This window comes from Prochlorococcus marinus XMU1408, assembly GCF_003208055.1.
In the GTDB taxonomy this organism is placed as follows: domain Bacteria; phylum Cyanobacteriota; class Cyanobacteriia; order PCC-6307; family Cyanobiaceae; genus Prochlorococcus_B; species Prochlorococcus_B marinus_A.
This window is the reverse complement of record NZ_QJUE01000005.1, coordinates 215057-240955: the sequence shown is the minus strand read 5'-3', so window position 1 is coordinate 240955 and position 25899 is coordinate 215057. Positions and strand designations below refer to the sequence as shown.

The following is a 25899-nucleotide window of genomic DNA, read 5'->3' as shown; positions in this document are numbered from 1 at the left end:
TCATGTAGAAAAGGCATCAATAACTCTTACTTATAGAGGTTTGAAATATTTAAGATAATCAGTTGGCTAGATTAATTAAATAGCTTCCTATTTTTAATCCTTTAATCTGGCTCATGCTTCATTAGCCTCATGAGTAATAGTTGTCATTGAAAGGAGTGTTAATAAAAACCTTCAAGCTTCTATTACTAACAACTAACAGATCGTACTTTATTGAAAACAACTCTATTGCTAATAACGATGTTCTATTGAGAAAACTTGTGACGCAAACAGATTTGAGTTTTTAGTATTTTTTCTATCCACACAATATTTAAAGTCTATCCACACATTTCTCATTGATGGAGTGATACCAAGGTGGTGCATGTTTCTTCATAGAGTATCAATCTTTCCCTATGTCTACTTTCTGGAGGGGAATATGGGGCTATCTATGTCCCGCCTAATGCCGATTATACAACGTAAATTGAAATCTATTTGTATAAAAAGTATTTAAGGGTATTAGTACAGTGTGCTCACGCAGTGCTTACACTGTATTATCCTTTATCTTGCCGGTACGAGATGTCTTTATCTGACATGCGTTTAAGGGTAAATGCAGGGTTTGAATAAAGTTTGAATAACTTTGAGTCTAGTGAAACAATAACTTTTTTCTCTATAATAATCGCGAGTTATGGATCAATAGATAAAAGCAGCATTTGAAGAGTTGCAGTCGCAAAGTATTAAGAAGAAATATTTAATAGATCTTGATCACTTATAAAGGAAATATATATGTGCGTATTTTGTTGTCTCTTTAACTGAAATAAAATATATGGAAAAATCAGACAAAGAAGAACAAAGAAAGAATAAATCCACTGGTATAAAAATATTCAATGTTCCATTTGATTTAAGAGAAACCAAAGAAAATATTACTATTAAGACAAATACTTCTTCTAAACCCTCTAAAGAACAAATAATTTATCAAGCATTGAAATTTCATTCACAAGGAAATATTTCAGAAGCAGCAAAATATTATCAATATTTCATTGATCGGGGTTTCTCTGATCACAGAGTTTTTTCTAATTATGGAGCTATCTTAAAAAGACTTGGCAAGTTTGAAGAAGCAGAATCATTCCTTCGTACAGCTATTGAACTGAAACCTAATCAAGCAGATGCACATTCTAATCTTGGTAATCTACTGAAAGTTCTTGGTAAGTTAAAAGAAGCAGAATCATCAACTCGTAAAGCTCTTGAACTCAAACCTGAGAGCGCAGAAGTACATTCTAATCTGGGTAATATCTTGAAAGATCTTGGCAACTTAAAAGAAGCAGAATTATGTCAGCGTAAAGCTATTGAACTGAAACCTGATTTCACAAATGCTCATTCCAATCTAGGTAATATCTTGAGAGATCTTGGGAAATTGCAAGAAGCAGAGTTATGCCAACGCAAAGCTATTGATCTCAATCCTAATAGCGCAGAGGCTCATTCCAATCTAGGTAATATCTTGAGAGATCTTGGGAAATTGCAAGAAGCAGAGTTAAACCAACGCAAAGCTATTGATCTCAATCCTAATAGCGCAGAGGCTCATTCCAATCTAGGTAATATCTTGAGAGATCTTGGGAAATTGCAAGAAGCAGAGTTATGCCAACGCAAAGCTATTGATCTCAATCCTAATAGCGCAGAGGCTCATTCCAATCTAGGTAATATCTTGAGAGACCTTGGCAAATTACAAGAAGCAGAATTATTGACTCGCAGAGCTATTGATCTCAATCCTAATAGCGCAGAGGCTCATTCCAATCTAGGTAATATCTTGAGAGATCTTGGGAAATTGCAAGAAGCAGAATTATTGACTCGCAGAGCTATTGATCTCAATCCTAATAGCGCAGATGCCTATTCTAATCTAGGAGTCACATTGATAGAACTTGGCAAATTACAAGAAGCAGAATTATTGACTCGCAGAGCTATTGAACTTAATCCTGATTACGCAGATGCCTATTCCAACCTTTCATACTTAGAACTCTTAAATGGAGATTACAAATTTGGACTAGAAAACTATGAATTTCGATTTAAAACAAAACAACCTGCCATCACACACAGCAAAACAAAAATCAAAAAAGTCGATCATCAAAGCTTAGACAAACCAGAAAAGCTCTTAGTCATTAGTGAACAAGGTTTAGGCGATACCCTTCAATTTATGCGCTACATTCCTTATTTACGTAAACAAGGGCTTGATATCTCATTTTCTGCTCAAGAAAAATTACATTCATTAATCAAAGCTTCAGGTATTGATCCTGAACCATTAACTCCAGAGCAGGCAAGCAACATTTTAGAAGGGGAATGGATACCACTTTTATCTTTACTTAGATATTTAAAAGTAAGGCCAGAAAATCCAATCATTACTGAACCATACATTTATTCAACAACTGAATTAAATCAAAAATGGAAAGATATTCTTTCTAAAGAAAAAAGACCAATTATTGGTATTAATTGGCAAGGCAATCCAAATATGGAAAAGCTTTCTTATCAAGGACGTTCAATTCCTTTAGTAGATTTTTCAATACTAGCTATCAGGAATGAAGTCACTATGCTTTCTCTCCAAAAAGGGTTTGGCTCAGAACAACTAGAACATTGCTCTTTTAAAAATAAATTTGTTGAATGCCAACCTCAAATTGATTCAACTTGGGATTTCCTTGAAAATGCTGCCATCATTGAAAACTGTGATTTAATTATTACTTGTGATACTTCAATTGCGCATTTAGCTGGAGGAATGGGTAAAAAAGTTTGGTTACTTCTAAAAGATATTCCTTATTGGACATGGGGACTTAAAGGAGAAAATACGTTTTGGTATTCATCGATGAAATTATTCCGACAAAAAGAGCGGCATAACTGGCAAGAAGTTATGGAGAGAGTGTCAATGGCACTTAGCTCTTTCGAAGATGTAGAACATAATCTCATCTAATATTTCTGATCTCTGTCTTGATGATTGTGGTGAGGACAAGTCAATTGAAATTCAGTCATTCACTCAAGTTTAACTTTTCATAAGCCAATAGTTAAGTTCCTTTGAGGCCATGTTATCTCAGCGAAATGAGAAGTTCGAATGAAATTTGATATGCTTCTAACTCTTTACATAATCTTCTATTGGGAGATTGAGTTCTAGTTCTATTCGTAATTTGACTTCAAGCATTTCTCCGAACGTTTGAAGAAACAAAAATAATCGTATTCATTATCAGTTATAAAAAAGTCTATATGTCTATTATTCCGTGTCGATATTAGTTACTTCTTCTTTCCAGAAAGTACAGTTGAGAAATTAAAAATTGGCCGTTATGGACTTGTGATACAAGCTCTTTGGATTGGACTTATGACAAGAAGGAGACTTGCTTATTGCTTGAAGGTGAAGTGACTGTGATTCCTGAAGGAGAAGAACTTTAGAAGGTTGAGCAGATGACCTAGTTGTATTTCATGCAGGAATGGACTTAGATGGAAAGCTCACAAAGCAGCCCTGAAGCATTATCGATTTGGTTATTAATTCTTATACTTCTATCTTAATTCAACTCAAACTTTAATGATTGATAAATTGATGTACTATCAATGATATTAAAACACCTGTCCATATCCCTTTGAACAGTATTGGATAATTAGTTTGGGTTATATCTTTATCAATTGTCATTTGACTTAGATCTTTATTCATATTGAGAAATAGTTTTATTTTTGTTATTAGCCATTTTACTTTCTTTTTTAATAAATAAATACTATTAATAATTACATGGCATGGTTTTAATTTATACTTTCTAGAAAAACAAAAATCAACTTCTTTTAATCTTTTGTATAAATAAAAAGGTATTACATGTTGACTTGTAATTTCAACTGAAATAAGAGTTGTTTTGGTGACTATGTTTTTGGATGAAGTTACACCCTGCTGAGTATTTTATTACTTCCGAGAGCAATATTTGTTATGACGAGATCATGCAAAAAAAGTTATGAATAAATAACTTCGACTTCTGGAAAATCAAATGAGTGATTTTAACGATTTTCAAAAAATGATAAATAATTTGAATGAAGAAAATCTAATAGAACTTTGTGAGGAATTCCTTACTAACCATGAGGCTGCGATGAATATATTATGTAAATATTGTATTGATTTTGGATTAATATTTGATAGCCAAGAAATTAAGGATTATATGACAACTATGCATAAGAATGGTGCTTTTGATAATATTGTCTGTTTTGGAATTGAATTATCAGAAAATCAATTATATAAAAAGTTTCACCCTTCTTGAATATTTTCTATGATTCTTTTTTAATCTCTTTTAATTTCTTATTAATATCGTTTATTCTATTTTCAGCCATATTAATATATTCTATAGCACCGTATTTACCTTCAAAAGTTTTGCTTTTACTCTTTAGAAAATCATTATACATTTTTATATCATTTTCCCACTGCAGTTTTGCATCAGCTAGCCTTTTGATTTCTTGGTTCATTTTAATTGATTTTTTAAGATTAAAAGCTTAGTTATTAATCCAATAATATTTGCGCTAAATCTTCCCATCGGATTAGAAATTAAAAAAGATTTTTCCAACTGCTTAATTAGAGATATTCTCTCCTGCTTCAATGTTTTTTCCCCTCTTTGAATTAAAATTCTCTCAATCATCTCATGTATTTTTTGATGAGTAGGATGAGAGCTATTATTACTCCAATATTTATCTAAAGCATGTAACTTACTGGTACTAAAAAAATTTGAATTTTCATCAAAGAATTCTGAATTCTTTTTTGGATATAAAAACATATATTTTATACGATTAATAAACTCACTTTTAATATTCGCTCTACATAAGCTAAATTGTCTATTAAAAATGAAACAAACTTGTGCTTATAAGTTACGTTTATCTGGATCAATTATGCGATTAGCTGATTTTCGAACAAATCATTTTTATTTATTCTACTAATCACTATTCTCTAAGAGTTTTTGAACAGTTTTCTAGTATTTAAAATGCTGATTTGCCTTGACCTGATCTAAGAAGGAATAAAGTTGGTAATATTAATAAAATCACTACTGAAGAAATTAGAATTATATTGATAGTTAACGAACTAACCCCTAGTTGAGAAGAAGCTAATGCAAAAATCATTGCTTTAAAGTCGAATCATGCCTATTTTAATTATATTTTAAAAAAAATCTCTTTCTCTTATTAGCTTGTAGGAATTATTGTCTATTGAATGAAACGTTTGTGATTAATCTAATTGTTTACTTGGCCTCACTTTATCTATTTCTTTTGTGCATTCTTTCTTAAACCTTAGGAAGGGAAATCAATGATTATTCCCTATCTTAGGGTCACTTGTGTTAAAAAATATCTTCAACTGCGTATCCGTGTGGAAGTTCTTAAATTATCTATTAATTCTTATATTGCATGCCGATCTATTTTACCAGATTGATGTTTTTTTTATACTTCAACGTGCTATGTAATTTTTTTTCTACAAAATAGTAAAAAATTGCAAAGTTCTTTGAATAAATAGTGATATTAGTTAGTTCTTTTTTGTATGTAGATTTTATTTCTTATCTTAATTTGGTAGGGCTAAAAAAAAATCTGTTATGGAATCTTCATTGGCTCTGGCAATTATCCTGACATTTGTTGGGATAATTATTTTTATATTGATTTCAAAAAATGATCTTGGTGTCACAACTTTAAAGAAAGATCCAGAAGCTCATTCGACTTTGATCGGATCAGTAGCTAAAGGCATTCCAGGAACTGATATTTTAGATAAAGGCAAGGTCCTAATCACAAAAGATTCAAATAAAAATGCAATTCACAACTAATGAGGATTCAAATGAGGAACTCATTTGGTCGTTGATTTTAAATAATTTGCCCTCGAACTTGTTAACTGAAGCTTCCGCTTCAACATCCAGTTTCTATAGAACTGAAGATGGTATTGAATGTTCAGTCAGAAAAAAAAATGGAGATTTGATTGCTAATTGTTATTCCGAATCAGATCGCATGGGTAAACGACGTTGGACTATTGATCTCAAGTGAATCCCTATCTTTTTAATTTAATTTTTTTAGCATAATTCCCTGCTAAAACTTGCTGATTTTATAAAAGTGAAAATCAAGTAGTCATGTTATTCTATAATTTTTATAGAAAGCCATCTAATCAGAATGGATTGTATATGAATCTAACAAAATGATTCTTGACTCAAGTAAACCAATAGATGTGACTATTGTACTTCCTTCTTATAACGAAAGGAATAATATTGAAAATGTTATAAATGAACTTTTAAATATCTCTAATCAATATCAATTAGAGATATTAGTAATAGATGATAATTCGACAGATGGGACTGCTTTATTAATTAGGGAACTAGCTGGCAAAGATAGAAGAATTCGATTGATTAATCGTTACAATCGATCTGGTCTTTCAAGTGCGATTAAAGAGGGATTTATTAATGCAACTGGTGAGATTGTCGCTGTGATGGATAGTGATGGTCAGCATGAACCTATTACTATTTTTAAGGCTATTGAAATATTAAAAGCTCAACAGAAGGATCTAGTTCTTGGGAGTAGATTTCTTGGGGAATCAAATATTAAAGGTTTAAGCAAAGGAAGAAAAAATGGATCATCAATAGCAAATTTTATTGCTCGCCTAAGTTTATCTTATAAATATAAAAACCTTACAGACTATATGAGTGGATTTTTTGTTTTATATCGTCAAAGTTGTTTGCCTTTTGTTAAAAAAATAGATGTAAATGGTTTTAAGTTTTTATATGAATTGTTAGCAATTAGTCGTGGTAAATTATTAATTGAAGAATTACCTCTCTCTTTTCAAGAGAGAGGCTATGGAGAATCAAAGCTTGATCTTTCTATAATGTGGGATTTTCTAATTTCCTTAATCCATACAATAACTCTTAGGATACTTCCCAGAAGAGCTATAAGTTTTGGACTCGTTGGATCAATTGGTATATTTGTTCAATTAATTTCTACTCAGGTCATTCTTCAACTTACAATTTTAAGTTTTGAACAAGCCTTGCCAATATCTGTTGTTTTTGCTGCTACATCAAACTATCTAATTAATAATCTTCTTACTTTTCGTTCAAGCCGACTTAAGAATATAGCTCTAATTAGAGGACTTTTTAAATTTCTTTTAGTTGCTTCATTACCTATCTTGGCAAATATCGGTCTTACTAGCAGCTTTTATAAGTTTGTATCTCCAAATACTTTTTTTGCGCAGATGGCAGGAATAATTGTTGTTTTTATTTGGAATTATGCAGCATCATCCAAATTTGTTTGGAATGCTCCATAATCTTTTATTTTATAAATAGAAAAACCAGGTTCTTGCAAGTTGAGAATTTTTTTATATTTATTATTACATTTAGGAGTGATATCATCCTGCAAAATAAAAATCGATTTGCTTAATTCATTATTAGGAATTTTTTTGTAAATCAGGTCTAAGATTTGACATTGGGATAAACTATAATTTTTTATAAATCTAATATTCTCGCGAGCGAACCTGGGTAGATAATTAGTTTTCATCTTAGGGTTTGTAGAATGAATCATATACGCTGGTAAATCTTTTGTTCTAAAATATGGATTGCCAGTTGCATTTATTAGGTATTTGTTTTCTTTTATTAAAAAAGAGATATCATTGTTACTTTGACGTTTTATATATTCTAAACCTAATAAACTTCTTTTATTCATTAAAGCATTCACTTTAATTGTCAAATACATATGACTTTCTAGTAATAAGAATATAGAAAAAATAATGAATATCCTATGAATATTAGACCTTTTTCGGAGATAACTAGATACATTAATGAAAGACCAAATCATTAAAATATAATATATGGGCCACATTAACCTTCCAGTTGCTCTAAAGATATACTTATATGACCCTAGTAGATTTAAAATATAGTTAGTCTTGGAAAGCTCTATATCCATAAAATATATAGGATTGCCTATGGCTATTATGAATATAAACACTGTTAATATTAATAAAAATGATTGAGATGGAAAAACTTTGATTAATTCTATTTTTCTAGACCACATAAAAATCGTAATAGCGATTAAAAATATTCCGATTAATCCAAGATAACTATATCCTTCCCATTGTATTATTGGTATATTTTGAATTCCAGGAAATATAAGCGAAGTTATTTGAGGATCAATTAATGCTAAAACATTTGCACTCCATAAAACGCCATTTTTTGAAGCTGAAAATGAGTTAGGTACATACCCAAACAACACTCCTCCTAGGATTATCAACAATATAAAAGCTATAAGTTTTCTATATTTAGGATTTATTGCATATCCTTTCTCTATAAAGGAACTCCATAACTCATATATATTTAGGAGAGCTATTATTGGGATGAAGTATGCATGAATACCCAATGCAGCCAGATAAATAATTAGCCATTTCCATATATTGCTATTTCTAGTTATTATTAACATTAAAGGGTAAACTATTAGAATATGAAGGGATAATGATTCATGACCAGCATATATTCTTAGTATTGCTATCGGAGAAAATGCCAATAAAAAACCTAAAATAGAAGTATCTATTTTTCTTAAATTAAAGTAATCACCAATTTTTACCACGCAATTAAATATAAGTAATATATTGATTAATGATATTAAACTGAAGTAATGGAACTTAATATTAAATAGTTGAATAATTGGTTTGAATATTATAGATAAAAGAGGAATTGTATCTGCAAATAAAAGTTGAGAATCATATGGCCATGTCCAACTTGAAAATGTTGGTGGTATTAAATTAGAGTTATCATCATATGCATAACTTATCCATCCTAAGAAATGTTGAATATGATCGCTTTCTTCAGGATAAGAAAAGCATTCAATCGATAAAGGATTTACGCAATTTCCCCATGCATATATCCATAAAAATAATAAAATAACTCTAGCTAGGTTGAAGATCTCAATTCTTTGATTAAATCTCATGAGGGTTTTCACTCTTTATTAGCAAGCATTCAATTCATTCCTGGGACTAGATTTCTATAATTTTAGAGTATTAGCATAATGTAAAATAAATAGTTTCCAATGGTAGAAAAGGGTAAGGATTTTTAAACTGTGGATTTCGCGTAATATTCATGAGATACAAGTCTTATAAATATAGGGGGTCACCTTATTAAAATTTCTTCCCAAAAGTAGATGTATTAATGAAGAGTATGTTTTGAGGAGCAAGCTCCTTATTTTTTATGCATTTAATCCATTCCCTATATTCTTGACCTATCGCTATCTGGTCTCCCGTGTTTACTTTGTCCGTTCTTTTTAACATATGACATATAACCTCTGACATCGTTTCCTCAACAGGTTGGTGGAATGCCATTAGTTGAAAGTAAAAGTAGCTAATCTAAATTACCTTCTTAGAGACGTTTGTAAACTTAAGCTTTTTCAGCTAGGAGTAAAATCATTTTAATTGTTTATGTAAATATTTTCATCTTTCGAAAGATAGCTTTTCTCTCTGCTGATTCAGCAAACCATAAAAAAGGGTACATATCCTGATTCTAAATCACTATTTAAGTTCCCTTAGCAATAGTTATAACTAGATTGGTCACACTCTCTATCTAGATTATTAACGTATTCTTTTTATGAGATGAATTATAAGGGAATAAAAATGTTGAATCAATTTTTATTACATTAAAACAGCTTATCTCGTTAACTTGCTTGAAAATAGCAAATACAGATTCGTAATACATTTGAGAACATGTTTATATGAAACATCTCAACACAAACAAAATTTTCAGAGTATTAGTAGTTTTTACTTGTCTTACTCTTACTTTATTAATTTGTCTCTTAGTTAGTATTAATTTTATAGTTGACCCTATTATTTATTGGCTTGCTTCGACCGAAGGAGCCAGAATTTTTATTGCTTGTGCATTATCATGGTTTTCGGTATCCACAGCTTTCGATTCATTTTATAAACGTTATGAACGTAGAAAAAAAATTGAAAGATTTAATGCTCTGGATGTCCCTTATCCACGTACTTTTAGAGGTAGGAAATAAGATGAATAAAAAATTCAGAAAAATTTTCTTATCTAATAACTCTTAGTAAGGGACAACAAGATGTTATGGCTAGAAATTACAGAGAATAAGTAATTATGGAATATTTTATACTTTGCAGTCGATACTATGTCTACTAAATTCCGGCATATATATTCAAGTAGGGATTTCTAGATACTAAGATGAAAAGCTCAAGGAGTTAGAATAATTTTTCATGACCACTTAAGAATTTATAAGCTTTATTTATTTTTCTGATGAAGGCTGAGCAAATAAATAAAGATTATAAAAAGGAATAAACGAGCAAAATGTCCATAAAACTAAGTTCTCTTTACCTATATCTCTAAGCCTTCTTATTAATAGAGCTAAAAATACTAAAAAAGAGGGAATACTATATATGTAACTCCAGTCATAACCCTCGGTAATTACATAAAAGTCGTTTGGATCATTAGCTAGATTGTTGTTAGACAATAATGAAACTAAAGCTCCTATTAAGCTATCTAGGACAAAAAAGTGCCAAAAGGGGATCCTACTTGTTTTGTCTTTGTAATTAAAAATTTGACTCCAAGCCAGAAAATAATTTGAAAAAACTCTCTCTAGAAAATTCATACTTATTCTGATTGTTAGTAATCATTATGTATTATCATACTCATGAAATGCCCTAAGCTTTTGTCTCCTAATAAAAAATAATAATGAACCGAATTCTTCTTATAGCGTTATCTACTTCTCTTCTATCTCCAATGTCTGTTCATGCTGATGAGCGGATTTATGATACCAAGAATATTTGTGGTCGTTATTATGCAGCCGAAATAAATGCTGGAGTAGCAGCAAGACTACTAGACTTAAAAGATTCTGGTAGAGTTAGCTCAAGAGTAGAGCAATATTGTAATTTCTTTCGTTAAACTTCTTGATTTAGTTTCAGCCTTTCACCTTACTTCAGGCTTCGTATGTAATCTTTGATTATCAATACTAAATATTATTGCTAATTGCTTAGCTTTATTTAATGGCAGAATTTATCTGAAAATTACTTTTTTAGATATCAAGGCTTTCCTGTTTATATGAAATACTATTTTAAAATAATTAATAGTAAAGTTAATGTTTATTAAGGCTCTGGAGAGTTAGAACAAGCTAAATAAATATAAGACACTGATTTTTATAAACTTCATGGCAAAGAGTTTTAAGATATGACGAGTAGAAAAGGCTATTATTAATTAGGTGACTTTGCCATGGATTTGAGGACCTAACCTGTGTTGATTAGTCTTGTAAATGCTTCAACAGACTTTGGTATAAAAAATCTTTTTAAAAATCTAGACCTTCATATTAATAAAGGAGAAAGACTTGGTTTGATTGGTCCAAATGGATCTGGCAAGTCAACACTTTTGAGGGTTCTTGCTGGTGTAGAACCTTTGATGGAGGGTAAAAGGAACTGTTTATCATCTTTGCGGATAGCTTTAGTAGGTCAAGAAACGAGTTACGGTAGTGAAAAAAGTATTTTGGAGGAAGTCCTTGAAGGGTGCGGAGAAAAAAGAAAATTATTGCTCAATTTCAGCAAGCTAAGTAGGAAAATAGCTGAACATCCGAAAGATGAAACTCTGTTGAAAAGGTTTGGTCAAGCAAGTGAACTTATGGATGCCGCTGGGGCTTGGAACTTAGAACAACAATGCCAAGATGTTTTGAGAAGACTAGGAATAAAAGATTTAGATAAACCAGTAAAAGATCTTTCTGGTGGTTATCGCAAAAGAGTGGGGCTTGCCGCAGCACTTGTCTCTCAACCAGATGTTTTACTTCTTGACGAACCTACTAATCACTTAGATGCATCTGCAGTTGAATGGCTTCAAAACTGGTTAGACCATTATGAGGGTGCTCTTGTATTGATTACACACGACAGGTATGTTCTTGATCGTATTACAACTCGGATGATCGAAATTAATAATGGCGAAGCTCGTAATTATTCAGGAAATTACCGTGAATTTCTTCAACAGAAAGTTGAAAACGAGCAATCAGAGGCATCTTCACAGAAAAAATTTCAGGGTGTTTTAAGAAAAGAATTAGCTTGGTTAAGACAAGGTCCTAAAGCAAGGAGCACAAAACAAAAAGCACGTATTCAAAGGATTGCTGAAATGCAAGCGAAACCAAAAATTCAAATCAAAGCAAAATTAGAAATGAATTCATTGAATAGAAGAATTGGAAAGATAGCAATTGAGGCTGAAGGTCTAGGACTTTCTATAAATGTTAAAGAGAAAAATTTAGATCTCTTAAATGATTTTACTTATAGCTTTAGTCCGGAGGATCGAGTAGGTGTTATTGGTCCAAATGGAAGTGGTAAATCGACTCTTTTAGATCTAATTGCGGGTAAAAGATTGCCTACAAGTGGGAAAATTAAACTTGGAGAAACAGTCCATATTGGTTATCTTGATCAACATACAAATGATTTAAATCAAGGGAGAGGATTAAATCGTAAGGTTATTGAATTTGTGGAGGAGTCTGCATCACGAATTGATCATGGAGGGAAACAAATTACAGCATCACAGCTTTTAGAAAAATTCCTTTTTCCACCAAGTCAGCAACATAGTCCTCTATCTAAGCTTTCAGGAGGAGAGAAAAGAAGACTTGCTCTATGTAAAATGCTCATAAAAGCTCCCAATGTATTGTTGCTTGATGAGCCGACTAATGATTTAGATATACAAACATTAAGCGTACTCGAAGATTTTCTTGAGGATTTTAAAGGTTGTGTAGTAGTCGTATCACATGATAGATATTTTCTTGATCGAACTGTTGATAGGATTTTTAATTTTGAAAATGCTAATTTGAGAAGATATGAAGGTAATTACTCGAGATTTCTAGAACAAAAAATTATAGAGGAGAGAAATAATGAAAAAAAAGAACAAGCTAAGATCGCTAATGATTCAGGCAATGAGAATAGGAAACAAATAAAATTAAAGCCTAAAAATCAAAAGAGGCGATTGATTTTCAAAGAAGCTAGAGAACTTAAAGACTTAGATGTGAAGCTACCTTTACTAGAGGAGCAGAAAATATATTTAGAAAAAAAAATAACTGCTACTGATATGGATATCAGTGAAATTAGTCATCAGTTAGCAGCACTTATTGAATCTATTCACGAGTATGAAGATCGATGGATCGAACTGAGTGAGTTATCCGAGACAGCAGAGGAGCAATCTAATTCTTCTATTGGTTCAGAAAAATAGAGAGATGCTTAATTAATTTCATTGACATTGTTGAGTATAAAAACTATAAATAATTGTAGTTTTGCGACTCAATCGTCCGATCTGCTTTTGTAGACCGCAGTTCGATTCAAGCCACAGGACGGGGACTTGAGCACTCTTAGGCACACTGCATCATGGTCAATATGTATTTCAATGGAACATCATTTGTATATTGTCGCTTTGTTTCTAAGACTCAAATCAAGTTTATTTATAGGGGATTGAGTTATTTAAAATAACACTTTCTTTAGAAGCACCTCTCTAAATTATTTAATAAACGATAAATTTGACTGATAAAAAAAACTTTTTAATAGCTACTTTTTCATGATATAAGCTTAACTTCTTATTTAATGAAAATTGACTACTTTTTGTAGTAATTATTTTTTATAGATTAAATAATTTTAACCTAGTCTCAGCTTATCAATTGAAAGACTGTGAAATTTTATATGAATTTTTAACCAATACGATTTGGATTTACTTATCTCAAAAATAATATTCGATAACATTATGTATACTGATTTTAAATATATAGATTAATTGTGAAGCTGATTCAATGGCATAAATCATTTGTTGAACGTGCTCAAAAAGAAATGGGTATATCTAACTATGTCTTGTATTGGTTTGGATTTCTGGAGGGGGCTTTAGTTATGTGGATATTTATGAAAGTTTTTTCTTTAATGAGGGTGAAATCTGAGTTTCCTTTTTAATGAAGACGGCATCAAAAAGAAATTATGGAGTTTCTAAATAAAATCCCCCCCTATATTTATTTGCTTGTCTCTTTAGTTCTTATAACAATTGCTATTGCGATCCTTTTTTTAGGGAAATTTATTTTTGCCATCATATCTTTCATACTTGGTATTATTTCGCTAGTAGCATGGTCATTTTTGGGATTGTTTGAAGAGAGCTGAAACACTTAGAAGTTCCGGTAATCTTCTCCCAAGCAGGTATTGTCTACCACATTTTGATACTTTCAATATTTATTAACTGCTTGCTTTACTTTTAAATGGATTTACTGTGTTTATGGTTCGAGTATATTTTGATTTGCAATGGCTATTGATCCTGAAGTGATTTCGTCTTCTAGTAAGAAAGGGAATAGAGCCTCTAAAAATTTCCCAAAATGGGCAATTTACAGCGCAGGTGGCTTTGGAGTGCTTGTTTTAGTTGTTTTAATTAAAGCCCTTCTCCCTTTAATCGGAATGGCTTTTTTACTAGCTTTTATTTGGTCGCAATCAACAATAACTCGAAGATACTAAGAAATCTTTTGACCGAGAATTCAATCTTCTTTTAAGAGGCCTTTGGATTTCTCATCGTCCTATGATGAAATGGTGAACAGAGGGCACAGTTCTGTAAAGAATGTAAACAATCAGAACTAATAAATTTCCTCCAACAACCGCTGCTCCTGCGGCAAAATTTCCTTCTTTAGTGGTGTAATCCCACTTTGGCTCGTTATCTGTCATGGTTGAATTACTAATAACTTTATTATTGCCATTTATCGAACCTGATCAACAAATATAACTAATAAAAGCATAAAGAAACTCCTAATTTTTTCGAAATGCAAACTCTAAATACTTTCTTATAAAGAATAAGTAGATAAAAAAAAACTAGAGTAGAAGTTTTCGATTCTTGGGATCTATTCCTATGGCTGTGTTATTGGCATGGAAATCTATGCTTCCTCTTTGGAAATCACTTCGGCATCAACTACATCTTGTGAAGTTACAAATTCGTTTCTTTTTCGGTCAATCCAATTGTTTATTCCAAATACTATAGGCTTGGACCCTCTATAAATAATAAAAGCTGTGGGAAGAACACTGATTATTCCAACTGCTGGGTTTTTGAAAATGAGCCGCCCTGCTTTTACATTAAAAAGAATAATTAATATCGAAGGAATTAAAACGCTCAAAATTGTTTTGAGAGCCTCAATCCAGCCAACACGATAAACCCACCAAATTAAAGCTATACCAGAAAAATAGAGAAGAAAATATGTCATAAATATTACCTACTCTGTAAAATCAAATTCTTAGCGTATAGCTATACTAAGAACTTCTTTTACGTTTTGAGTTACTTGTCTCAAGTATGTAAAAGGTAAAAGCTATTAATAAAGTGACCACAAGCGAAGCAGCTAGCCAACTTAATTGACCAGAAGTCATGCCTAAATAAGGACCATCAATGGGTTGTTCAGACCAAGTACCAGGCAAGTGCCAAACTTGTGGATTAGATAGAAAAACCATGCAATACCTTAATTAATTGCTTTTATGTAGAAAGCTTATATTTAAAATGCTTTGATGCAGTAAAAGATTACTTATCGTTACTTGTTATGATGAAAAATTAATTATTTAATTGTTTTTTATTCAATTACGATATTTTTTAATTCTTTAAAAATAATAATTACTCATGGCAAAGCTTTGAAATATTAGTCATCTTTAACTTGACTTCATTTTGAGGGTAAAATGTCGAGAGCCATCAACTGGGTTTTACTTCAATTGGCAATGAGTTATTACGGAGATTCATTAAAAGAGTTTCAGGTTGAAAATGATTAGATATTTTTATGTGTTGACTACATTTTTTAGTCTGTAAAGTCTTTATGAAATTACTAACCCAATTCAGTATCCCTAAGCCATGTATGGCTGATCTTGCGAAAGTGAATAGAAATTCTAAAAAAGTTAAAAAAATTACTTAAAATAGTTTTTATTTTGATGAGAAATTACTACATTTACGTTCTTGAAAATATATTTAATGTCAATTTTTTGTGAGATATAACGTCAAATCAATTAATAGTGGTTTTAGTTTCTGGATTTCTTGCATTGGTGGGTATTCGAATTTTGATTTCTAGTTTTGATGATGATGAATGTAATATTGCTCAAAATTGTCGTCATTGGGAGGAGATACTGCATCTTTGTGATGAATAACAACATCAGGACCATTTGATCCTTTTACGTTTGCATCAAAAAATGAGACTCGAGGTGTTTTACGAAAAACATGAATAGGAACAAAACTAAGACGCATTGTCAATCCTCCTTTCCCACAAACTATTCATAGTCGAAATCAGTTAATGGATAAACCTCGGTTTTCACTTAGGCAAATCTTTTTATGTTTTTCCAATTCTTGTTTGGATTAATTGATTTCTCTTAGTTGGATCCAAGACTTTTTAATTCTGAAAAAGAAAAGATTTGTTTGCTTAATATCGAATCCTCGAAAGACTCTTGTTGGATAGATCTAGAAGCTAAAACCCAAGGTCCTCCTTTGAAAAGAGGTATGAATTCATCTTCATAAAAACTTTTTCCTTTTAAAGCTTTTTTAGAAATAGGATCAAGATATTGACTAGAGTAGCTTTTACTTAAGTAGCCGTTGCCAGTATGAGTTACATCCTTAGTATGGATAATTATTAAATTTCCATGGATGTGTCTATAGACCATCGTAACGACGTTATTTTTGACTCTATATTTATCACCCTCATTTTTTCCTCCAACTAAAATTTCTGAACCAATTTCATTTGTATCTCCAAAAGTAAAGATGTTCTTCCCATGAGTTTGTTCAAATGACCTTCTCACTCGATGAATAGCAACTTCCCAAAGTTGTGAAGAAACAGCTTTCTTTATTTTCTCATCATCTATTTCATTAACAGTAGTTTTTAAATCTTGTCCTAAAGTAAAGATACCTTTAATTTTTTTTTCACCATCTGTCCATGAGCAATTGCCTTGATAGCCTATAAAATCAGAGTCCCATGTGTAGCGGTTTTCATAAGCAGCCTTAAATAATTGAGTACATTGAGCTACTTTTTCTTCGTTGGACTTCATAAATTCCTTTTTATAGATATATTAGTCAATTAAAGAAAAGATATTAATTAACAAATTAAAAAATATTCATTAAAGCTATTATTTAAAAAACCGATGGTTATGGAAATAACTAATAAGCATAGATAAATTATTTTCCAAGAAGACATTTTTATTTGCATTTTATTCAAGGTCAATAATTGCTATGGCAAAGTTCATGCAAGAAAAAGTTATATTGAAAAATTATCCTATAAGTTGAAAATTCTATTTCTTTATATGTTTAATATACTTATCAAAAAATTTTATATCTTTAATACACATTAACTCAATTCATTTAACTTTATTAATGATTAAAAGATTATTTATTATCATCATCGATTAAGAATTTTCTATTTTCTGGATTTAGAGACTCATCGTGGCCTTTAGCTTTTTCATCCCAGCCCCAGCTTTTTTTGATGTCATTTAATGATCTACCACTCTGCTTTTGTTGAGGACTCAAGGGGATCCAACTCCAATTTATTAAAAGTGTGGCCGCAACACCAAAAATGATATGACCAACTAGTACACCTACGACATCAATTGTTGTTAATGATTCTTGTCCAATTGATGGATCGTACAAAGTCTTATTAATCTAAGTTGTTTAATTATAGGAGTTTTAGAGGAACTCATAAGGAAGTGGTACGGAGCCTGAATTTGGATTGTTTTATATAGATTTTTCTAATGTGTTTGATCACTTTTACTATTATGTTCGGTTGCCCACCACCAACCTCATACAACCCTCCGTTACATTACTTCACATAAATCAATTTTTCATTATGACTCCTGAAGCTGAAAAGTTTAACGGTTGGGCAGCAATGCTTGGCTTCGTTGCAGCATTTGGTGCTTATGCAACAACAGGTCAAATTATTCCTGGTATCTTCTAAAAATTTTTTTTAACCATGCAACCATCTAACAAAACAATTCTTGAAAGAAGTATTGGAAGACCAGCCATGATGGCATTCGTTCTTCTCACCGGAATCTATTTAACAACTGGTCAACTTATCCCTGGAGTTGTGTAATGTCTACTCAAAATAACAACACAAGAAACGTTGATCCTGAAAAGGCAACTGCGGAAAGACTTAATGGCTACGCAGCATTACTTGGTTGTATTGCTCTAGTTGGTGCCTATGCAACAACAGGTCAAATTATTCCAGGTTTTGTTTAATGGAAAATAACTATTGGAAAACAGCTGAACAGATGAATGGCCGATTAGCGATGATGGGTTTATTCGCAGCTGTCATCAATTATGGATTCACTGGCTGGATAGTTCCAGGTATTATATAAAGCTAATTAATTTAATTAAAAAAGCTCTCATTTATGAGAGCTTTTTTAATATTCTTATAAAAATATCTAGTTCCTATAAATTAATATTTATAGGAATATCCCTTTTGATTGAATAAAATTATGAAAGACAGGATTATGAAGATATTCAATATAAATTGCGATTAAAAATGCACCACTTAAGCAAATACTTGCAATAATTGATCCGAATACAAAAACTTGTTTTTTTCTTACATTTAGCCTCTCATCTACAAATACAAATCTCTTTGACCTTGAGACAATCATGTAAGTTTTTCGATTACTCAATAGTTAGCCATATCAACTGTTTATTATTTCCTGCTTAACATTTTCTTTATGAAACCCTCTCCTCTTTAACGGCATCACAAGTATATTCTTGTATTTCTCCATCAGATAAAAGCTTAGCAAATCTGGGTTTATCCATTCTTAATCCATTTTTTTCATCTTGATAACTCCATAACCACTTCTTGTCTGTGAAGGATATGTCTCCTACTTTAAAAGATACTGGGAGCATTAGGTTTATATCTCGCCAGTTAAGAACGACAAATGCTCCTTTATCAATATTTTCAAGATCATTAGTTAATGCGAAATCTCCATTTAAGTTATTTCTTATTACTGCAGTTAATTTATCTCCATCGCAACTGAAAATTGAAGAAGGATTAAGAGTGATTAATAGGCTAAGAAATAATGAAATAAAAGTCATTTATTTTGATTATAAAAGAAATTAATACAGTTATAGTAGTGAGATTGATATTTATTATAATATTTATTTTATCTCAATAAAAGGAATTTGTTTTGTAGTTGATAAGAGTAAATATTCGGTAAGATAAAATATAGAGCAGGTTATACAAATCAAAAACTCAAAATTTACTCAATTCAGGACTACAAAAATATGTTGTAAGTATCTTGGAGATTTGAAAACTGAGGCAAAGTATTCTCTTTCAGGGAGTGTTATATTCACTGAACTGATGCACCAAAGATCATGATAGGGAAGGAAAAGATTTCGCTCCAACTGATTTATTAGTATCTTCTTTGGGAACTTGTGTAATAATGATTATGGGTATCGAGACAAAACGTAGAGGTTGGGATATTGGTGAAATTAAGATTAATGTATATAAAATAATGACATCAGAAGGGCCTAGAAAAATAAAGTCTTTAGTATTAGAAATTTTTATGTCATTGGAAATAGATCTTGAAAAATATAAAATTCTTCAACATATTGCTGAAGAATGTCCTGTAAAGCTTAATCTTGAAGAATGTGTTGATATTGAATTAAATTGGTATAAAGAATATTTAAAATTAAATAATATAGACTGAATTATCTATGAATCTTTTGATTGTTAAAAAGGTCTTTTAGTGAGCCGGCTGTTACTTTATTTAATCCTAGCACTAAACCTCCAATTAACCCTGCATTCATTAAAACAGACTTTGTTTGAAAAGGGGAAAAATGAAAAATAAATGTTGTTGGAACTATAAATATTAGAAGAAGATAGGCACCTAACCTTTGTTTAAATCCTGACATGAAAAGGATTGACCCAAAAATCAAGCAAATGATGGCGGAAAATAATAAAAATGTTGCAAAAATTGGATGTATATTCTTATTTATCAGAACTTCAATAGTTTGCTCGAAATTTATAATTTTAGTAGGGATTGCATAAATAAATATTGCTGAGATTAAAATTCTTCCAATTAGATTCTTTACTTTTTCAGAGTTCATTTTTAATATTAAAGGGTAAAATTAATTTCTCTTGGAAATTTGTTTGATTTATAAACCTTAGCAAATTTAATTATTATGTGATATGTATTTTACTTTTGAGCATATCTCTAGAAAGTTTAAAATTCTGGTTTTTAGTATATTGCTTTTTATTTTTCGAGTAATCAAAATAAAAATATATTGCTATCTTATTTTGTAGATTATTTTCTTTTTAATAATGTCTAGGAATTGGGGCTCGGGTCCATCTTTTTACAAGAAGGGCTCTTTCCATAATAAAATAGGGATGGCTTTGCTTTGGCTATTTATAATTTTGGCCTTTATTCAGATTTTTATAATGATTTCCAGATGAATTGCATTTATATAATTCTTTAACATTGTACAAATTACAATTAAATATAATATTAGACTATAAATATATTGAATTTGATTTCAATTGATCTAAGTTTAGATTTAATTATGATTCTTCTCAAAATTACAAATGCTTCAGATGTAGTCGCCTCAAAAGCAGGGAAATTATTTGAGAAAATGACCCCAGAAATGATTGATCAGAAATTAGTAGAAAGCCAGGTTATTCAGCAAATGATTGAACAACTTCAATTAGAGGGGCTAAAAGGGCAGATATCTAGTGTTAAAGGGTTAGAGATTAATGAAGACAATTTGATTACAAAGAGTAGTTTTAAAATTAGGAGTATTAAGACTTTTTGATTTGAAAAAGTAGTTAAATTATTACTTACTTAACTTTGGTGCTTAAAAAAAATAACTAGTTTTGGTAGGATGTATAGTCTTTTTTTGTCTTTTAGATAATCTTTCGGGATTCAGCTAAACTTCATTTGTTTGATGCTTTTCTTATAAAAACTTAATTATTTATTATTAAGAAGAGATTCGTTTTTATCGCTCTATATTTCCTATCCTTAAATCATAAATAAAGGTATTAATTTTGGGTTTTGGTGCCCCAAAAATAAGCAATGAAGAAGAGCGCCTAAGAGCTCTTGCAGAATATAGAATCTTAGGTACTCAACCTGAGCAATGTTATGACGACATAACAAAAATAGCTTCTTTAACTTGTGGAACTCCTATTTCTTTAATGAGCTTGGTTGATACAGATAGGCAATGGTTTAAATCAATGTGTGGATTTGAGACCAAAGAAACTTCAAGAGATGTTTCTTTTTGTGCGCATGCAATTGCTAGTCCAGAACCTTTGATTATTGAGGATGCTCTCTTAGATGATCGATTTAAATCAAATCCTTTGGTTGTTGAGGAACCAAAAATTCGTTTATATGCTGGTTTCCCACTTCAAACGCCAAATGATCAGCGGATTGGAACTCTTTGTGTGATTGATAGAAAGCCAGGACATTTGTCCGATAAGCAGCATCAGATTATGGAGGCATTATCTAGGCAGGTCGTAACCTTGTTGGAACTTCGTAAAAGATCTATGCGTCTTTTAGATGCGCTAACTCATATGCATAATACCGAAGGTATTTTAACAACATGCTCTTATTGTAAAGAGGTAAGGGATGCGGATGGTGAGTGGCAGCATCTAGAAAAATATTTATCTAAAATTGCAGATATTCGTTTTAGTCATGGGATCTGCGATATATGTATGGAGAAGCATTTCCCTGATGTGTTAGAAGTCTGGAGTGATGAGAAACTTAATTTTAACAAAAAAAATAATATACCTGAATGCAAAAAAAGTAGTTAATTTTTTTTTAACTAGCTTTATTTAAGATAGCCCCACTTTTTTGGGCTAGATAGATCTAATTAATTTTAGAATTACTTTAAGAAAAATCATAAAATATGATTGGTTTTTTTGCGGCAATTTCAGCAGTATTTTTTTGGACTTTTGCATGTTCCATTTGGAGGAAAGAGTCTGCAAATTTATTACCTAGACAAATCAATATTTATAAAAATGTTCTTGCCTCAATCTTCTTTTTACCAGTGGTATTTACTATAGGTTGGATTTCTGATATCAGTTCCATATTGGTTTTGATAATAAGTGGGATAATTGGAATAGCTTTAGGGGACACTTTATACATAAATTCTTTAAAGATAATAGGGACTAGAAAAACCCTTTCATTTGAAGCTTTAACCCCAATAATTGCAACTACAGTAGGTACGATCAGTATTAATGAGATTTATCCTCAAAAAGTTTGGATTGGTGCTTTTATTGTTTCTTTTTGTTTATTCATGATTGTTCGTCAAAATACATTTCATCAAGAGAATTCTAGAGAAAATAAGATTCTTGGAATTCTCTGTGCGTTGGGATCTGTTCTTTGTGCAGTTTTTGCAGCTTTATTATCAAGGATAATTTTAATTAGTTCTGCTTTGACTCCTTTACAAACTACCGAGGTCAGGCTTTTATCAGCATCAATATTTTTATTTTTAATTTTTAAAAATGACTTTGTGGATCTACTTAGTAATAGATCAATAAATAAAGAAAGTCATTCAAGTTTAGTTTTATCAACTTTCCTAGGAACTAATTGCGGAATATTATGTCAACAAATAGTCTTTAAATTCTTGCCAATTGGAGTTGGTTGGACTTTATTAAGTCTTTCTCCTGTTTTTGCGATTTTTATTTCACAGCGAGAGGGAGATAAAATAAATACATTGACAATTATTTATTCTATTTTGTCCTTTCTTGGAGTTAGTATTGCTTTGATTTAGACTTCAAAGTAGTCATTTTCTTGCCAATACTCATCTGGATCATCTTCGTAATCAGGAGGATCTTCTAGTTCACCAGGTTGTTCTCCTAATAGTATAAGTAATCCTTCTAGATATCTCATCTCGGAAGGATCATCTGATTTATCTAATCGTTCTTTAACTTTCTTGATAGCTTCAGGATGTCCTTCCTCAACAGCTTTTGTTAATAAATAAAGTGGATCATTTTTGGGATCGATTTCATTCATTTTAATTTCAAATTAATTAGTAAGGAATGATTGAATTTAACTATTTAAGAAAAATTTCTGTCAGTTGTCCCTGGATAGAAAAGAGTGTTCTGATCAATATTGATTTCTGAAAACTTCATAGGTTCCCAAAATAAATCTCTTGTAATTAAAAAACGAATATCTTTTTCTTTTAAAAATTTTTCTTTGACAAGAGCTTGAAGTGTTTTGATCGAGATTTCCCCCCATTCGCAGGAATTAGTTAACCAATTATCCATTTCCCAAGCAGGTTCAGAATTTATTATTTGAAATCCAAATGCCATTTCCCTATCTTTTGATATCTCAGAAAGGTACCAATCTCCTACTACACCATATAAGTGACAATAAATTAAATCATCAATCGATCCTTTACTTTTACCTGACATTGATTTCATTAACTTAGCTATTGACTCTGGAACGAGATCAAGTGGATTTTGGTTTTGTTCGGTCAAAATGAAATTTTTTGAATAACCCTCTTTTTTTAAGGGTTTAATATTTAATTATATTTTTTAAAAACTACATTTAGTTGATTTTCATTCTTATGTAATAAATTTATTACTATTAACTATCATTGATCAAATTCTGTCGCTTTTAGTGCTTGTAAAGCCATATTTATGTGCGCTCCCATAGCACCCAAGGCCATTAAAGTTTTAGGATTTCTATCTTTATTTAAACCTTTCTCACCTTTATTCAACACGAGTAATATTTTTTGGCTTGCTTCTGTCCAATCTGTGATTAAATTGTTGAAATCTTGATTTTCATTAATGTTTTCATTTTTAGAAATACTTACAGATGGAAATTCTTTTTTTGCTTTTTTCAATAGGGATTTTAACGCTTTGTGGCTTATTGCATTTAGTGAAGATAGATCGTTATCCATTTTAACATTTAAATTTTTTTTAAACTAATCAAAAAGTAATTCATAAATAAGGGCGGATCCCCGACCAACTTGAACCGATTATAAAAATAATTTAATTTATAACTCCATGCTTTTTAACTAGTTTTTTAAAATGAATACCTCTTTCTTCGTAGTTTTGATATTGATCAAAACTTGCACATGCGGGAGATAAAAGGATACTTTTTGATTTGGTTTTAATAGCAATATCAATAGCAGTTTTTGTAGCATCCTCTAGATTTTCTCTTACAATTATTTCTTTTTTGTAAGAAGATTTTAATATAGTTTTCTTCAACTCTGTTGCACTAACACCAAATAAAACTATACCATTTGTAGATTTATTTATTTGTTTTACCCAAGAAAGAGAGTCACCCTGTTTTTGTTTACCGCCAGCTAATAATATTGTGGGATAGGGAACAGCCTTTAGACCAGTTATAGAGGATTCAAAATTAGTGGCTTTGCTGTCATTAAAAAATTTTAAGTTATATTTCTTGCCCAAATACTCTAATCGATGGGGAATTGCCTTAAATGAATTTATAGCTTTAGCTATAGATAAATGATCAAGACCTATTTCTCTTGCTGCTGCGGTCACAAGAAGTAGGTTTTGCAAGTTGTGTTTGCCAGGGATTTTTAGAATGGAAATGTGAAAGAGTTCTTTTTGATTTTCAAAAATATAGCCTTTTTGATCGATCCAGAATTTTGGATGATGAGAATATGAGGATTGTTTATTTATTCCAACCCATATTCCTTCTGGCAATTCTTTCCTTCTACTTAATAAATATTGGTCATCAGAGTTGTATATACGAATGGATGATTTCTCTAACAGACTTCGTTTGATTTTGAAATAAGTATCTATATCATTATGTCTTTCTAAATGATCAGGAGAAAATGTTGTCCATATCCCTATGTTAGGACATAATTTTGGTGATCCTTCTATTTGATAACTGCTTAACTCTAAAACTAGCCAGTTTAACCTTTGATGATTTGTATGTTTGATTTCTAAAGCAATTTGCGATAAAGCTTTCCCTATATTCCCTCCCATATCAGTGTTTAAACCATTTAATTTAAGAATATGATGAAGCATATTTGTGACGGTAGTTTTTCCATTAGTTCCTGTAATACCAATAGAAGGGATATGATTTAATCTTTCCCATGCTAATTCAACTTCTCCCTGCATTTTGATATTTTTACTTCTTAATTTTCTTAGCGCTATGTTCTCCCAGTTTATTCCTGGACTGACAACAATTGAAGAAATTCTATCCATCCATGGGGTGAAATGATTAATATGAAGTGGTTCCCCTAGTAAAATTACTTCAATTCCTTCTGATTTAAGTTTATTAGATATATCTAAGAGTTTTTTATTTGAATTGTTTTCTAATACTAAAACGTCTTTGCCTTCTGATATAAGGAGTTTTGCTGCATTTATTCCTGAGGTACCTAGTCCGAGTACAATATGAATTTTATTTGTTTGTTTTTGTTTTGACAATTTAAGTTAGATTGGAATGGAAGTTGGCCAATAGGATTTGTAGATTTTTATTTTTATCATAATTAGTTAATTGCATAAGATTTGAGTTGTGTCTAATATAAAATATTTTTCGAATGATTTTTGTCTGGGTTGATTTGGCTGGTTTAATTATAAGCAAAAGAAATAAGCAATTTTGTAACTTAAATTTAATGAGATTAAAAAAATATTAATACTTCTAGCTTTGTATTTTAATAGTTGTTTTGATACATTCGTATTTGCTTCTTTGTAATGCCTGCAAACGTCGAGGTTAGTCAAAAGTTAGAACAAAAAGGAATTAAGGAATCAAGCCATGCTGATTATTCTTTCATTGATTTAACCGAGAATAGTGAGAGTGAAATTAGATGGGTTGAGCTTCATCAAATGTTTGATAGGTAAATGCTTTTTAAATCTTTCCCTATTGCTTGTTAATATTTCAATCCAAGCGATCTTGAACTTTATAATGGGCGATACTGGAATCGAACCAGTGACTCCTACCGTGTCAAGGTAGTGCTCTACCTCTGAGCTAATCGCCCAATAAATCAATTTGGAACTGAACTATGAATTCCCTTAAATGAA

General features: G+C 30.9%; 39 protein-coding genes, 1 tRNA gene and 1 pseudogene. 21 read left to right on the top strand and 20 right to left on the bottom strand.

The window, feature by feature from the left end; all coding sequences use genetic code 11:
- Positions 1-799 precede the first annotated feature (799 nt).
- The 3 genes from DNJ73_RS07735 to DNJ73_RS07725 all read left to right on the top strand — a co-directional run bounded on the left by DNJ73_RS07735 (position 800) and on the right by DNJ73_RS07725 (position 4244).
- Positions 800-2926 (top strand): tetratricopeptide repeat protein, encoded by a 2127-nt coding sequence (locus tag DNJ73_RS07735; protein WP_158467127.1) that lies wholly within the window; start codon positions 800-802, stop codon positions 2924-2926.
- A 386-nt stretch (positions 2927-3312) separates the two neighbouring features.
- On the top strand, positions 3313-3396 hold the full coding sequence (locus DNJ73_RS10285) for a cupin domain-containing protein (RefSeq protein WP_374027166.1): 84 nt from the start codon (positions 3313-3315) through the stop codon (positions 3394-3396).
- A gap of 581 nt (positions 3397-3977) precedes the next feature.
- Complete coding sequence (locus DNJ73_RS07725) at positions 3978-4244, top strand: hypothetical protein (RefSeq protein ID WP_158467126.1); 267 nt, start codon at positions 3978-3980, stop codon at positions 4242-4244.
- Positions 4245-4251: 7 nt separating this feature from the next.
- Here DNJ73_RS07725 and DNJ73_RS07720 read toward each other — a convergent pair whose 3' ends face one another.
- A complete protein-coding gene (locus DNJ73_RS07720; RefSeq protein WP_158467125.1) occupies positions 4252-4446 on the bottom strand; it encodes a hypothetical protein in 195 nt (64 codons plus the stop codon).
- Positions 4443-4751, bottom strand: a complete 309-nt coding sequence (locus DNJ73_RS07715) for a hypothetical protein (RefSeq protein WP_158467124.1) — start codon at positions 4749-4751, stop codon at positions 4443-4445. Before DNJ73_RS07715 ends, DNJ73_RS07720 begins: the two co-directional genes overlap by 4 nt.
- 801 nt (positions 4752-5552) lie before the next feature.
- On the opposite strand from DNJ73_RS07715, the gene DNJ73_RS07710 reads away from it, so the two are divergent.
- From DNJ73_RS07710 to DNJ73_RS07700, 3 genes are all read left to right on the top strand, one after another.
- Positions 5553-5777: a hypothetical protein gene (locus tag DNJ73_RS07710; RefSeq protein ID WP_158467123.1), complete on the top strand. Its 225-nt coding sequence runs from the start codon at positions 5553-5555 to the stop codon at positions 5775-5777.
- Positions 5761-5991 (top strand): hypothetical protein, encoded by a 231-nt coding sequence (locus DNJ73_RS07705; protein ID WP_158467122.1) that lies wholly within the window; start codon positions 5761-5763, stop codon positions 5989-5991. The genes DNJ73_RS07710 and DNJ73_RS07705 overlap by 17 nt, the downstream gene beginning before the upstream one ends.
- A gap of 148 nt (positions 5992-6139) precedes the next feature.
- Complete coding sequence (locus tag DNJ73_RS07700) at positions 6140-7255, top strand: glycosyltransferase (RefSeq protein ID WP_158467120.1); 1116 nt, start codon at positions 6140-6142, stop codon at positions 7253-7255.
- Here the strand turns inward: DNJ73_RS07700 and DNJ73_RS07695 are convergent.
- Positions 7216-8907 (bottom strand): DUF6311 domain-containing protein, encoded by a 1692-nt coding sequence (locus DNJ73_RS07695; RefSeq protein ID WP_158467119.1) that lies wholly within the window; start codon positions 8905-8907, stop codon positions 7216-7218. The two genes, DNJ73_RS07700 and DNJ73_RS07695, sit on opposite strands and share 40 nt — an antisense overlap.
- Positions 8908-9094: 187 nt before the next feature.
- A complete protein-coding gene (locus tag DNJ73_RS07690) occupies positions 9095-9295 on the bottom strand; it encodes a hypothetical protein (RefSeq protein WP_158467118.1) in 201 nt (66 codons plus the stop codon).
- A gap of 386 nt (positions 9296-9681) precedes the next feature.
- On the opposite strand from DNJ73_RS07690, the gene DNJ73_RS07685 reads away from it, so the two are divergent.
- On the top strand, positions 9682-9972 hold the full coding sequence (locus DNJ73_RS07685) for a hypothetical protein (protein WP_158467117.1): 291 nt from the start codon (positions 9682-9684) through the stop codon (positions 9970-9972).
- A gap of 240 nt (positions 9973-10212) precedes the next feature.
- Here the strand turns inward: DNJ73_RS07685 and DNJ73_RS07680 are convergent, their stop codons facing one another.
- Positions 10213-10575, bottom strand: coding sequence for a DUF805 domain-containing protein (locus tag DNJ73_RS07680; RefSeq protein ID WP_158467116.1), 363 nt, complete (start codon positions 10573-10575; stop codon positions 10213-10215).
- 83 nt (positions 10576-10658) lie between these two features.
- Here DNJ73_RS07680 and DNJ73_RS07675 point away from each other — a divergent pair, with 83 nt between their 5' ends.
- The 4 genes and pseudogenes from DNJ73_RS07675 to DNJ73_RS10060 all read left to right on the top strand — a co-directional run bounded on the left by DNJ73_RS07675 (position 10659) and on the right by DNJ73_RS10060 (position 13894).
- Positions 10659-10868: a hypothetical protein gene (locus DNJ73_RS07675; protein WP_158467115.1), complete on the top strand. Its 210-nt coding sequence runs from the start codon at positions 10659-10661 to the stop codon at positions 10866-10868.
- A 345-nt stretch (positions 10869-11213) separates the two neighbouring features.
- Positions 11214-11759 (top strand): annotated as a pseudogene (locus DNJ73_RS10280) (ATP-binding cassette domain-containing protein); the annotation flags it as partial.
- 123 nt (positions 11760-11882) lie between these two features.
- Positions 11883-13172, top strand: coding sequence for an ABC-F family ATP-binding cassette domain-containing protein (locus DNJ73_RS07670; protein ID WP_410003426.1), 1290 nt, complete (start codon positions 11883-11885; stop codon positions 13170-13172).
- Positions 13173-13726: 554 nt separating this feature from the next.
- Positions 13727-13894 carry a hypothetical protein gene (locus tag DNJ73_RS10060; RefSeq protein WP_187152624.1) on the top strand — a complete coding sequence of 56 codons (168 nt, stop codon included), beginning with the start codon at positions 13727-13729 and terminating at the stop codon, positions 13892-13894.
- Positions 13895-13950: 56 nt separating this feature from the next.
- Here DNJ73_RS10060 and DNJ73_RS10055 read toward each other — a convergent pair whose 3' ends face one another.
- Positions 13951-14100, bottom strand: coding sequence for a hypothetical protein (locus DNJ73_RS10055; RefSeq protein WP_187152623.1), 150 nt, complete (start codon positions 14098-14100; stop codon positions 13951-13953).
- Between the two features lie 133 nt (positions 14101-14233).
- Here DNJ73_RS10055 and DNJ73_RS07665 point away from each other — a divergent pair, with 133 nt between their 5' ends.
- Positions 14234-14440 carry a hypothetical protein gene (locus DNJ73_RS07665; RefSeq protein WP_158467113.1) on the top strand — a complete coding sequence of 69 codons (207 nt, stop codon included), beginning with the start codon at positions 14234-14236 and terminating at the stop codon, positions 14438-14440.
- Positions 14441-14491: 51 nt separating this feature from the next.
- On the opposite strand, the gene DNJ73_RS10050 is transcribed toward DNJ73_RS07665, so the two are convergent.
- The 6 genes from DNJ73_RS10050 to DNJ73_RS07640 form a co-directional block, all read right to left on the bottom strand.
- Positions 14492-14644 (bottom strand): hypothetical protein, encoded by a 153-nt coding sequence (locus DNJ73_RS10050; RefSeq protein ID WP_187152622.1) that lies wholly within the window; start codon positions 14642-14644, stop codon positions 14492-14494.
- Positions 14645-14850: 206 nt separating this feature from the next.
- On the bottom strand, positions 14851-15174 hold the full coding sequence (locus DNJ73_RS07660; RefSeq protein ID WP_158467112.1) for a hypothetical protein: 324 nt from the start codon (positions 15172-15174) through the stop codon (positions 14851-14853).
- A 46-nt stretch (positions 15175-15220) separates the two neighbouring features.
- Entirely contained in the window at positions 15221-15415 is a 195-nt protein-coding gene (locus DNJ73_RS07655) for a hypothetical protein (RefSeq protein ID WP_158467111.1), read from the bottom strand.
- Between the two features lie 598 nt (positions 15416-16013).
- On the bottom strand, positions 16014-16190 hold the full coding sequence (locus tag DNJ73_RS07650; RefSeq protein WP_257473418.1) for a hypothetical protein: 177 nt from the start codon (positions 16188-16190) through the stop codon (positions 16014-16016).
- A gap of 122 nt (positions 16191-16312) precedes the next feature.
- Positions 16313-16981 carry a DUF3386 domain-containing protein gene (locus tag DNJ73_RS07645; protein WP_158467110.1) on the bottom strand — a complete coding sequence of 223 codons (669 nt, stop codon included), beginning with the start codon at positions 16979-16981 and terminating at the stop codon, positions 16313-16315.
- Positions 16982-17315: 334 nt separating this feature from the next.
- Positions 17316-17576, bottom strand: coding sequence for a hypothetical protein (locus tag DNJ73_RS07640; protein WP_158467109.1), 261 nt, complete (start codon positions 17574-17576; stop codon positions 17316-17318).
- Between the two features lie 196 nt (positions 17577-17772).
- Here DNJ73_RS07640 and DNJ73_RS07635 point away from each other — a divergent pair, with 196 nt between their 5' ends.
- The 4 genes from DNJ73_RS07635 to DNJ73_RS07620 are packed head-to-tail and all read left to right on the top strand — an operon-like array spanning position 17773 to position 18280.
- Positions 17773-17880 (top strand): high light inducible protein, encoded by a 108-nt coding sequence (locus DNJ73_RS07635; protein WP_011125327.1) that lies wholly within the window; start codon positions 17773-17775, stop codon positions 17878-17880.
- Between the two features lie 15 nt (positions 17881-17895).
- Positions 17896-18015, top strand: coding sequence for a high light inducible protein (locus tag DNJ73_RS07630; protein WP_011294968.1), 120 nt, complete (start codon positions 17896-17898; stop codon positions 18013-18015).
- Positions 18015-18161 (top strand): high light inducible protein, encoded by a 147-nt coding sequence (locus DNJ73_RS07625; RefSeq protein WP_158467108.1) that lies wholly within the window; start codon positions 18015-18017, stop codon positions 18159-18161. Before DNJ73_RS07630 ends, DNJ73_RS07625 begins: the two co-directional genes overlap by 1 nt.
- The gene (locus tag DNJ73_RS07620) at positions 18161-18280 is read left to right on the top strand and encodes a high light inducible protein (RefSeq protein ID WP_158467107.1); all 120 of its coding nucleotides are present in this window, start codon (positions 18161-18163) and stop codon (positions 18278-18280) included. Before DNJ73_RS07625 ends, DNJ73_RS07620 begins: the two co-directional genes overlap by 1 nt.
- Positions 18281-18367: 87 nt before the next feature.
- On the opposite strand, the gene DNJ73_RS07615 is transcribed toward DNJ73_RS07620, so the two are convergent.
- Together DNJ73_RS07615 and DNJ73_RS07610 are read right to left on the bottom strand one after the other, a co-directional pair.
- Positions 18368-18562: a hypothetical protein gene (locus DNJ73_RS07615; protein WP_158467106.1), complete on the bottom strand. Its 195-nt coding sequence runs from the start codon at positions 18560-18562 to the stop codon at positions 18368-18370.
- A 67-nt stretch (positions 18563-18629) separates the two neighbouring features.
- On the bottom strand, positions 18630-18998 hold the full coding sequence (locus DNJ73_RS07610; protein ID WP_158467105.1) for a hypothetical protein: 369 nt from the start codon (positions 18996-18998) through the stop codon (positions 18630-18632).
- A gap of 347 nt (positions 18999-19345) precedes the next feature.
- On the opposite strand from DNJ73_RS07610, the gene DNJ73_RS07605 reads away from it, so the two are divergent.
- Positions 19346-19612 (top strand): OsmC family protein, encoded by a 267-nt coding sequence (locus DNJ73_RS07605; protein WP_257473424.1) that lies wholly within the window; start codon positions 19346-19348, stop codon positions 19610-19612.
- Between the two features lies 1 nt (position 19613).
- Here the strand turns inward: DNJ73_RS07605 and DNJ73_RS07600 are convergent, their stop codons facing one another.
- Complete coding sequence (locus DNJ73_RS07600; RefSeq protein ID WP_158467104.1) at positions 19614-20012, bottom strand: DoxX family protein; 399 nt, start codon at positions 20010-20012, stop codon at positions 19614-19616.
- Positions 20013-20465: 453 nt separating this feature from the next.
- Between DNJ73_RS07600 and DNJ73_RS07595 the strand changes: the two genes are divergently transcribed.
- The 3 genes from DNJ73_RS07595 (at position 20466) to DNJ73_RS07585 (ending at position 22670) form a co-directional block, all read left to right on the top strand.
- Positions 20466-20714 carry a hypothetical protein gene (locus DNJ73_RS07595; RefSeq protein WP_158467103.1) on the top strand — a complete coding sequence of 83 codons (249 nt, stop codon included), beginning with the start codon at positions 20466-20468 and terminating at the stop codon, positions 20712-20714.
- 232 nt (positions 20715-20946) lie between these two features.
- Positions 20947-21708, top strand: coding sequence for a GAF domain-containing protein (locus DNJ73_RS07590; protein WP_158467102.1), 762 nt, complete (start codon positions 20947-20949; stop codon positions 21706-21708).
- A 95-nt stretch (positions 21709-21803) separates the two neighbouring features.
- Entirely contained in the window at positions 21804-22670 is an 867-nt protein-coding gene (locus DNJ73_RS07585; RefSeq protein WP_158467101.1) for an EamA family transporter, read from the top strand.
- On the opposite strand, the gene DNJ73_RS07580 is transcribed toward DNJ73_RS07585, so the two are convergent.
- The 4 genes from DNJ73_RS07580 to murD all read right to left on the bottom strand — a co-directional run bounded on the left by DNJ73_RS07580 (position 22667) and on the right by murD (position 25305).
- A complete protein-coding gene (locus tag DNJ73_RS07580; protein WP_158467100.1) occupies positions 22667-22912 on the bottom strand; it encodes a hypothetical protein in 246 nt (81 codons plus the stop codon). The two genes, DNJ73_RS07585 and DNJ73_RS07580, sit on opposite strands and share 4 nt — an antisense overlap.
- Positions 22913-22956: 44 nt before the next feature.
- Positions 22957-23379 (bottom strand): hypothetical protein, encoded by a 423-nt coding sequence (locus DNJ73_RS07575; protein WP_158467099.1) that lies wholly within the window; start codon positions 23377-23379, stop codon positions 22957-22959.
- Positions 23380-23495: 116 nt separating this feature from the next.
- Complete coding sequence (locus DNJ73_RS07570; RefSeq protein ID WP_158467098.1) at positions 23496-23804, bottom strand: MATH domain-containing protein; 309 nt, start codon at positions 23802-23804, stop codon at positions 23496-23498.
- Between the two features lie 91 nt (positions 23805-23895).
- Positions 23896-25305, bottom strand: coding sequence for a UDP-N-acetylmuramoyl-L-alanine--D-glutamate ligase (gene murD, locus DNJ73_RS07565; RefSeq protein WP_158467097.1), 1410 nt, complete (start codon positions 25303-25305; stop codon positions 23896-23898).
- 267 nt (positions 25306-25572) lie between these two features.
- On the opposite strand from murD, the gene DNJ73_RS10045 reads away from it, so the two are divergent.
- A complete protein-coding gene (locus DNJ73_RS10045; protein WP_187152621.1) occupies positions 25573-25719 on the top strand; it encodes a hypothetical protein in 147 nt (48 codons plus the stop codon).
- A gap of 65 nt (positions 25720-25784) precedes the next feature.
- Here the strand turns inward: DNJ73_RS10045 and DNJ73_RS07560 are convergent.
- Positions 25785-25856 (bottom strand) — tRNA-Val (locus DNJ73_RS07560).
- Between the last annotated feature and the right edge of the window lie 43 nt (positions 25857-25899).

Bases quoted from the DNA above. Each gene is read 5' to 3' on its own strand.
- DNJ73_RS07735 (WP_158467127.1), top strand. From the start codon at position 800: ATGGAAAAATCAGACAAAGAAGAACAAAGAAAGAATAAATCCACTGGT.
- DNJ73_RS07725 (WP_158467126.1), top strand. From the start codon at position 3,978: ATGAGTGATTTTAACGATTTTCAAAAAATGATAAATAATTTGAATGAA.
- DNJ73_RS07720 (WP_158467125.1), bottom strand. From the start codon at position 4,446: ATGAACCAAGAAATCAAAAGGCTAGCTGATGCAAAACTGCAGTGGGAA.
- DNJ73_RS07715 (WP_158467124.1), bottom strand. From the start codon at position 4,751: ATGTTTTTATATCCAAAAAAGAATTCAGAATTCTTTGATGAAAATTCA.
- DNJ73_RS07710 (WP_158467123.1), top strand. From the start codon at position 5,553: ATGGAATCTTCATTGGCTCTGGCAATTATCCTGACATTTGTTGGGATA.
- DNJ73_RS07705 (WP_158467122.1), top strand. From the start codon at position 5,761: ATGCAATTCACAACTAATGAGGATTCAAATGAGGAACTCATTTGGTCG.
- DNJ73_RS07700 (WP_158467120.1), top strand. From the start codon at position 6,140: ATGATTCTTGACTCAAGTAAACCAATAGATGTGACTATTGTACTTCCT.
- DNJ73_RS07695 (WP_158467119.1), bottom strand. From the start codon at position 8,907: ATGAGATTTAATCAAAGAATTGAGATCTTCAACCTAGCTAGAGTTATT.
- DNJ73_RS07690 (WP_158467118.1), bottom strand. From the start codon at position 9,295: ATGGCATTCCACCAACCTGTTGAGGAAACGATGTCAGAGGTTATATGT.
- DNJ73_RS07685 (WP_158467117.1), top strand. From the start codon at position 9,682: ATGAAACATCTCAACACAAACAAAATTTTCAGAGTATTAGTAGTTTTT.
- DNJ73_RS07680 (WP_158467116.1), bottom strand. From the start codon at position 10,575: ATGAATTTTCTAGAGAGAGTTTTTTCAAATTATTTTCTGGCTTGGAGT.
- DNJ73_RS07675 (WP_158467115.1), top strand. From the start codon at position 10,659: ATGAACCGAATTCTTCTTATAGCGTTATCTACTTCTCTTCTATCTCCA.
- DNJ73_RS07670 (WP_410003426.1), top strand. From the start codon at position 11,883: ATGATCGAAATTAATAATGGCGAAGCTCGTAATTATTCAGGAAATTAC.
- DNJ73_RS07665 (WP_158467113.1), top strand. From the start codon at position 14,234: ATGGCTATTGATCCTGAAGTGATTTCGTCTTCTAGTAAGAAAGGGAAT.
- DNJ73_RS10050 (WP_187152622.1), bottom strand. From the start codon at position 14,644: ATGACAGATAACGAGCCAAAGTGGGATTACACCACTAAAGAAGGAAAT.
- DNJ73_RS07660 (WP_158467112.1), bottom strand. From the start codon at position 15,174: ATGACATATTTTCTTCTCTATTTTTCTGGTATAGCTTTAATTTGGTGG.
- DNJ73_RS07655 (WP_158467111.1), bottom strand. From the start codon at position 15,415: ATGGTTTTTCTATCTAATCCACAAGTTTGGCACTTGCCTGGTACTTGG.
- DNJ73_RS07650 (WP_257473418.1), bottom strand. From the start codon at position 16,190: ATGCGTCTTAGTTTTGTTCCTATTCATGTTTTTCGTAAAACACCTCGA.
- DNJ73_RS07645 (WP_158467110.1), bottom strand. From the start codon at position 16,981: ATGAAGTCCAACGAAGAAAAAGTAGCTCAATGTACTCAATTATTTAAG.
- DNJ73_RS07635 (WP_011125327.1), top strand. From the start codon at position 17,773: ATGACTCCTGAAGCTGAAAAGTTTAACGGTTGGGCAGCAATGCTTGGC.
- DNJ73_RS07630 (WP_011294968.1), top strand. From the start codon at position 17,896: ATGCAACCATCTAACAAAACAATTCTTGAAAGAAGTATTGGAAGACCA.
- DNJ73_RS07625 (WP_158467108.1), top strand. From the start codon at position 18,015: ATGTCTACTCAAAATAACAACACAAGAAACGTTGATCCTGAAAAGGCA.
- DNJ73_RS07620 (WP_158467107.1), top strand. From the start codon at position 18,161: ATGGAAAATAACTATTGGAAAACAGCTGAACAGATGAATGGCCGATTA.
- DNJ73_RS07615 (WP_158467106.1), bottom strand. From the start codon at position 18,562: ATGATTGTCTCAAGGTCAAAGAGATTTGTATTTGTAGATGAGAGGCTA.
- DNJ73_RS07610 (WP_158467105.1), bottom strand. From the start codon at position 18,998: ATGACTTTTATTTCATTATTTCTTAGCCTATTAATCACTCTTAATCCT.
- DNJ73_RS07605 (WP_257473424.1), top strand. From the start codon at position 19,346: ATGATTATGGGTATCGAGACAAAACGTAGAGGTTGGGATATTGGTGAA.
- DNJ73_RS07600 (WP_158467104.1), bottom strand. From the start codon at position 20,012: ATGAACTCTGAAAAAGTAAAGAATCTAATTGGAAGAATTTTAATCTCA.
- DNJ73_RS07595 (WP_158467103.1), top strand. From the start codon at position 20,466: ATGATTCTTCTCAAAATTACAAATGCTTCAGATGTAGTCGCCTCAAAA.
- DNJ73_RS07585 (WP_158467101.1), top strand. From the start codon at position 21,804: ATGATTGGTTTTTTTGCGGCAATTTCAGCAGTATTTTTTTGGACTTTT.
- DNJ73_RS07580 (WP_158467100.1), bottom strand. From the start codon at position 22,912: ATGAATGAAATCGATCCCAAAAATGATCCACTTTATTTATTAACAAAA.
- DNJ73_RS07570 (WP_158467098.1), bottom strand. From the start codon at position 23,804: ATGGATAACGATCTATCTTCACTAAATGCAATAAGCCACAAAGCGTTA.
- DNJ73_RS10045 (WP_187152621.1), top strand. From the start codon at position 25,573: ATGCCTGCAAACGTCGAGGTTAGTCAAAAGTTAGAACAAAAAGGAATT.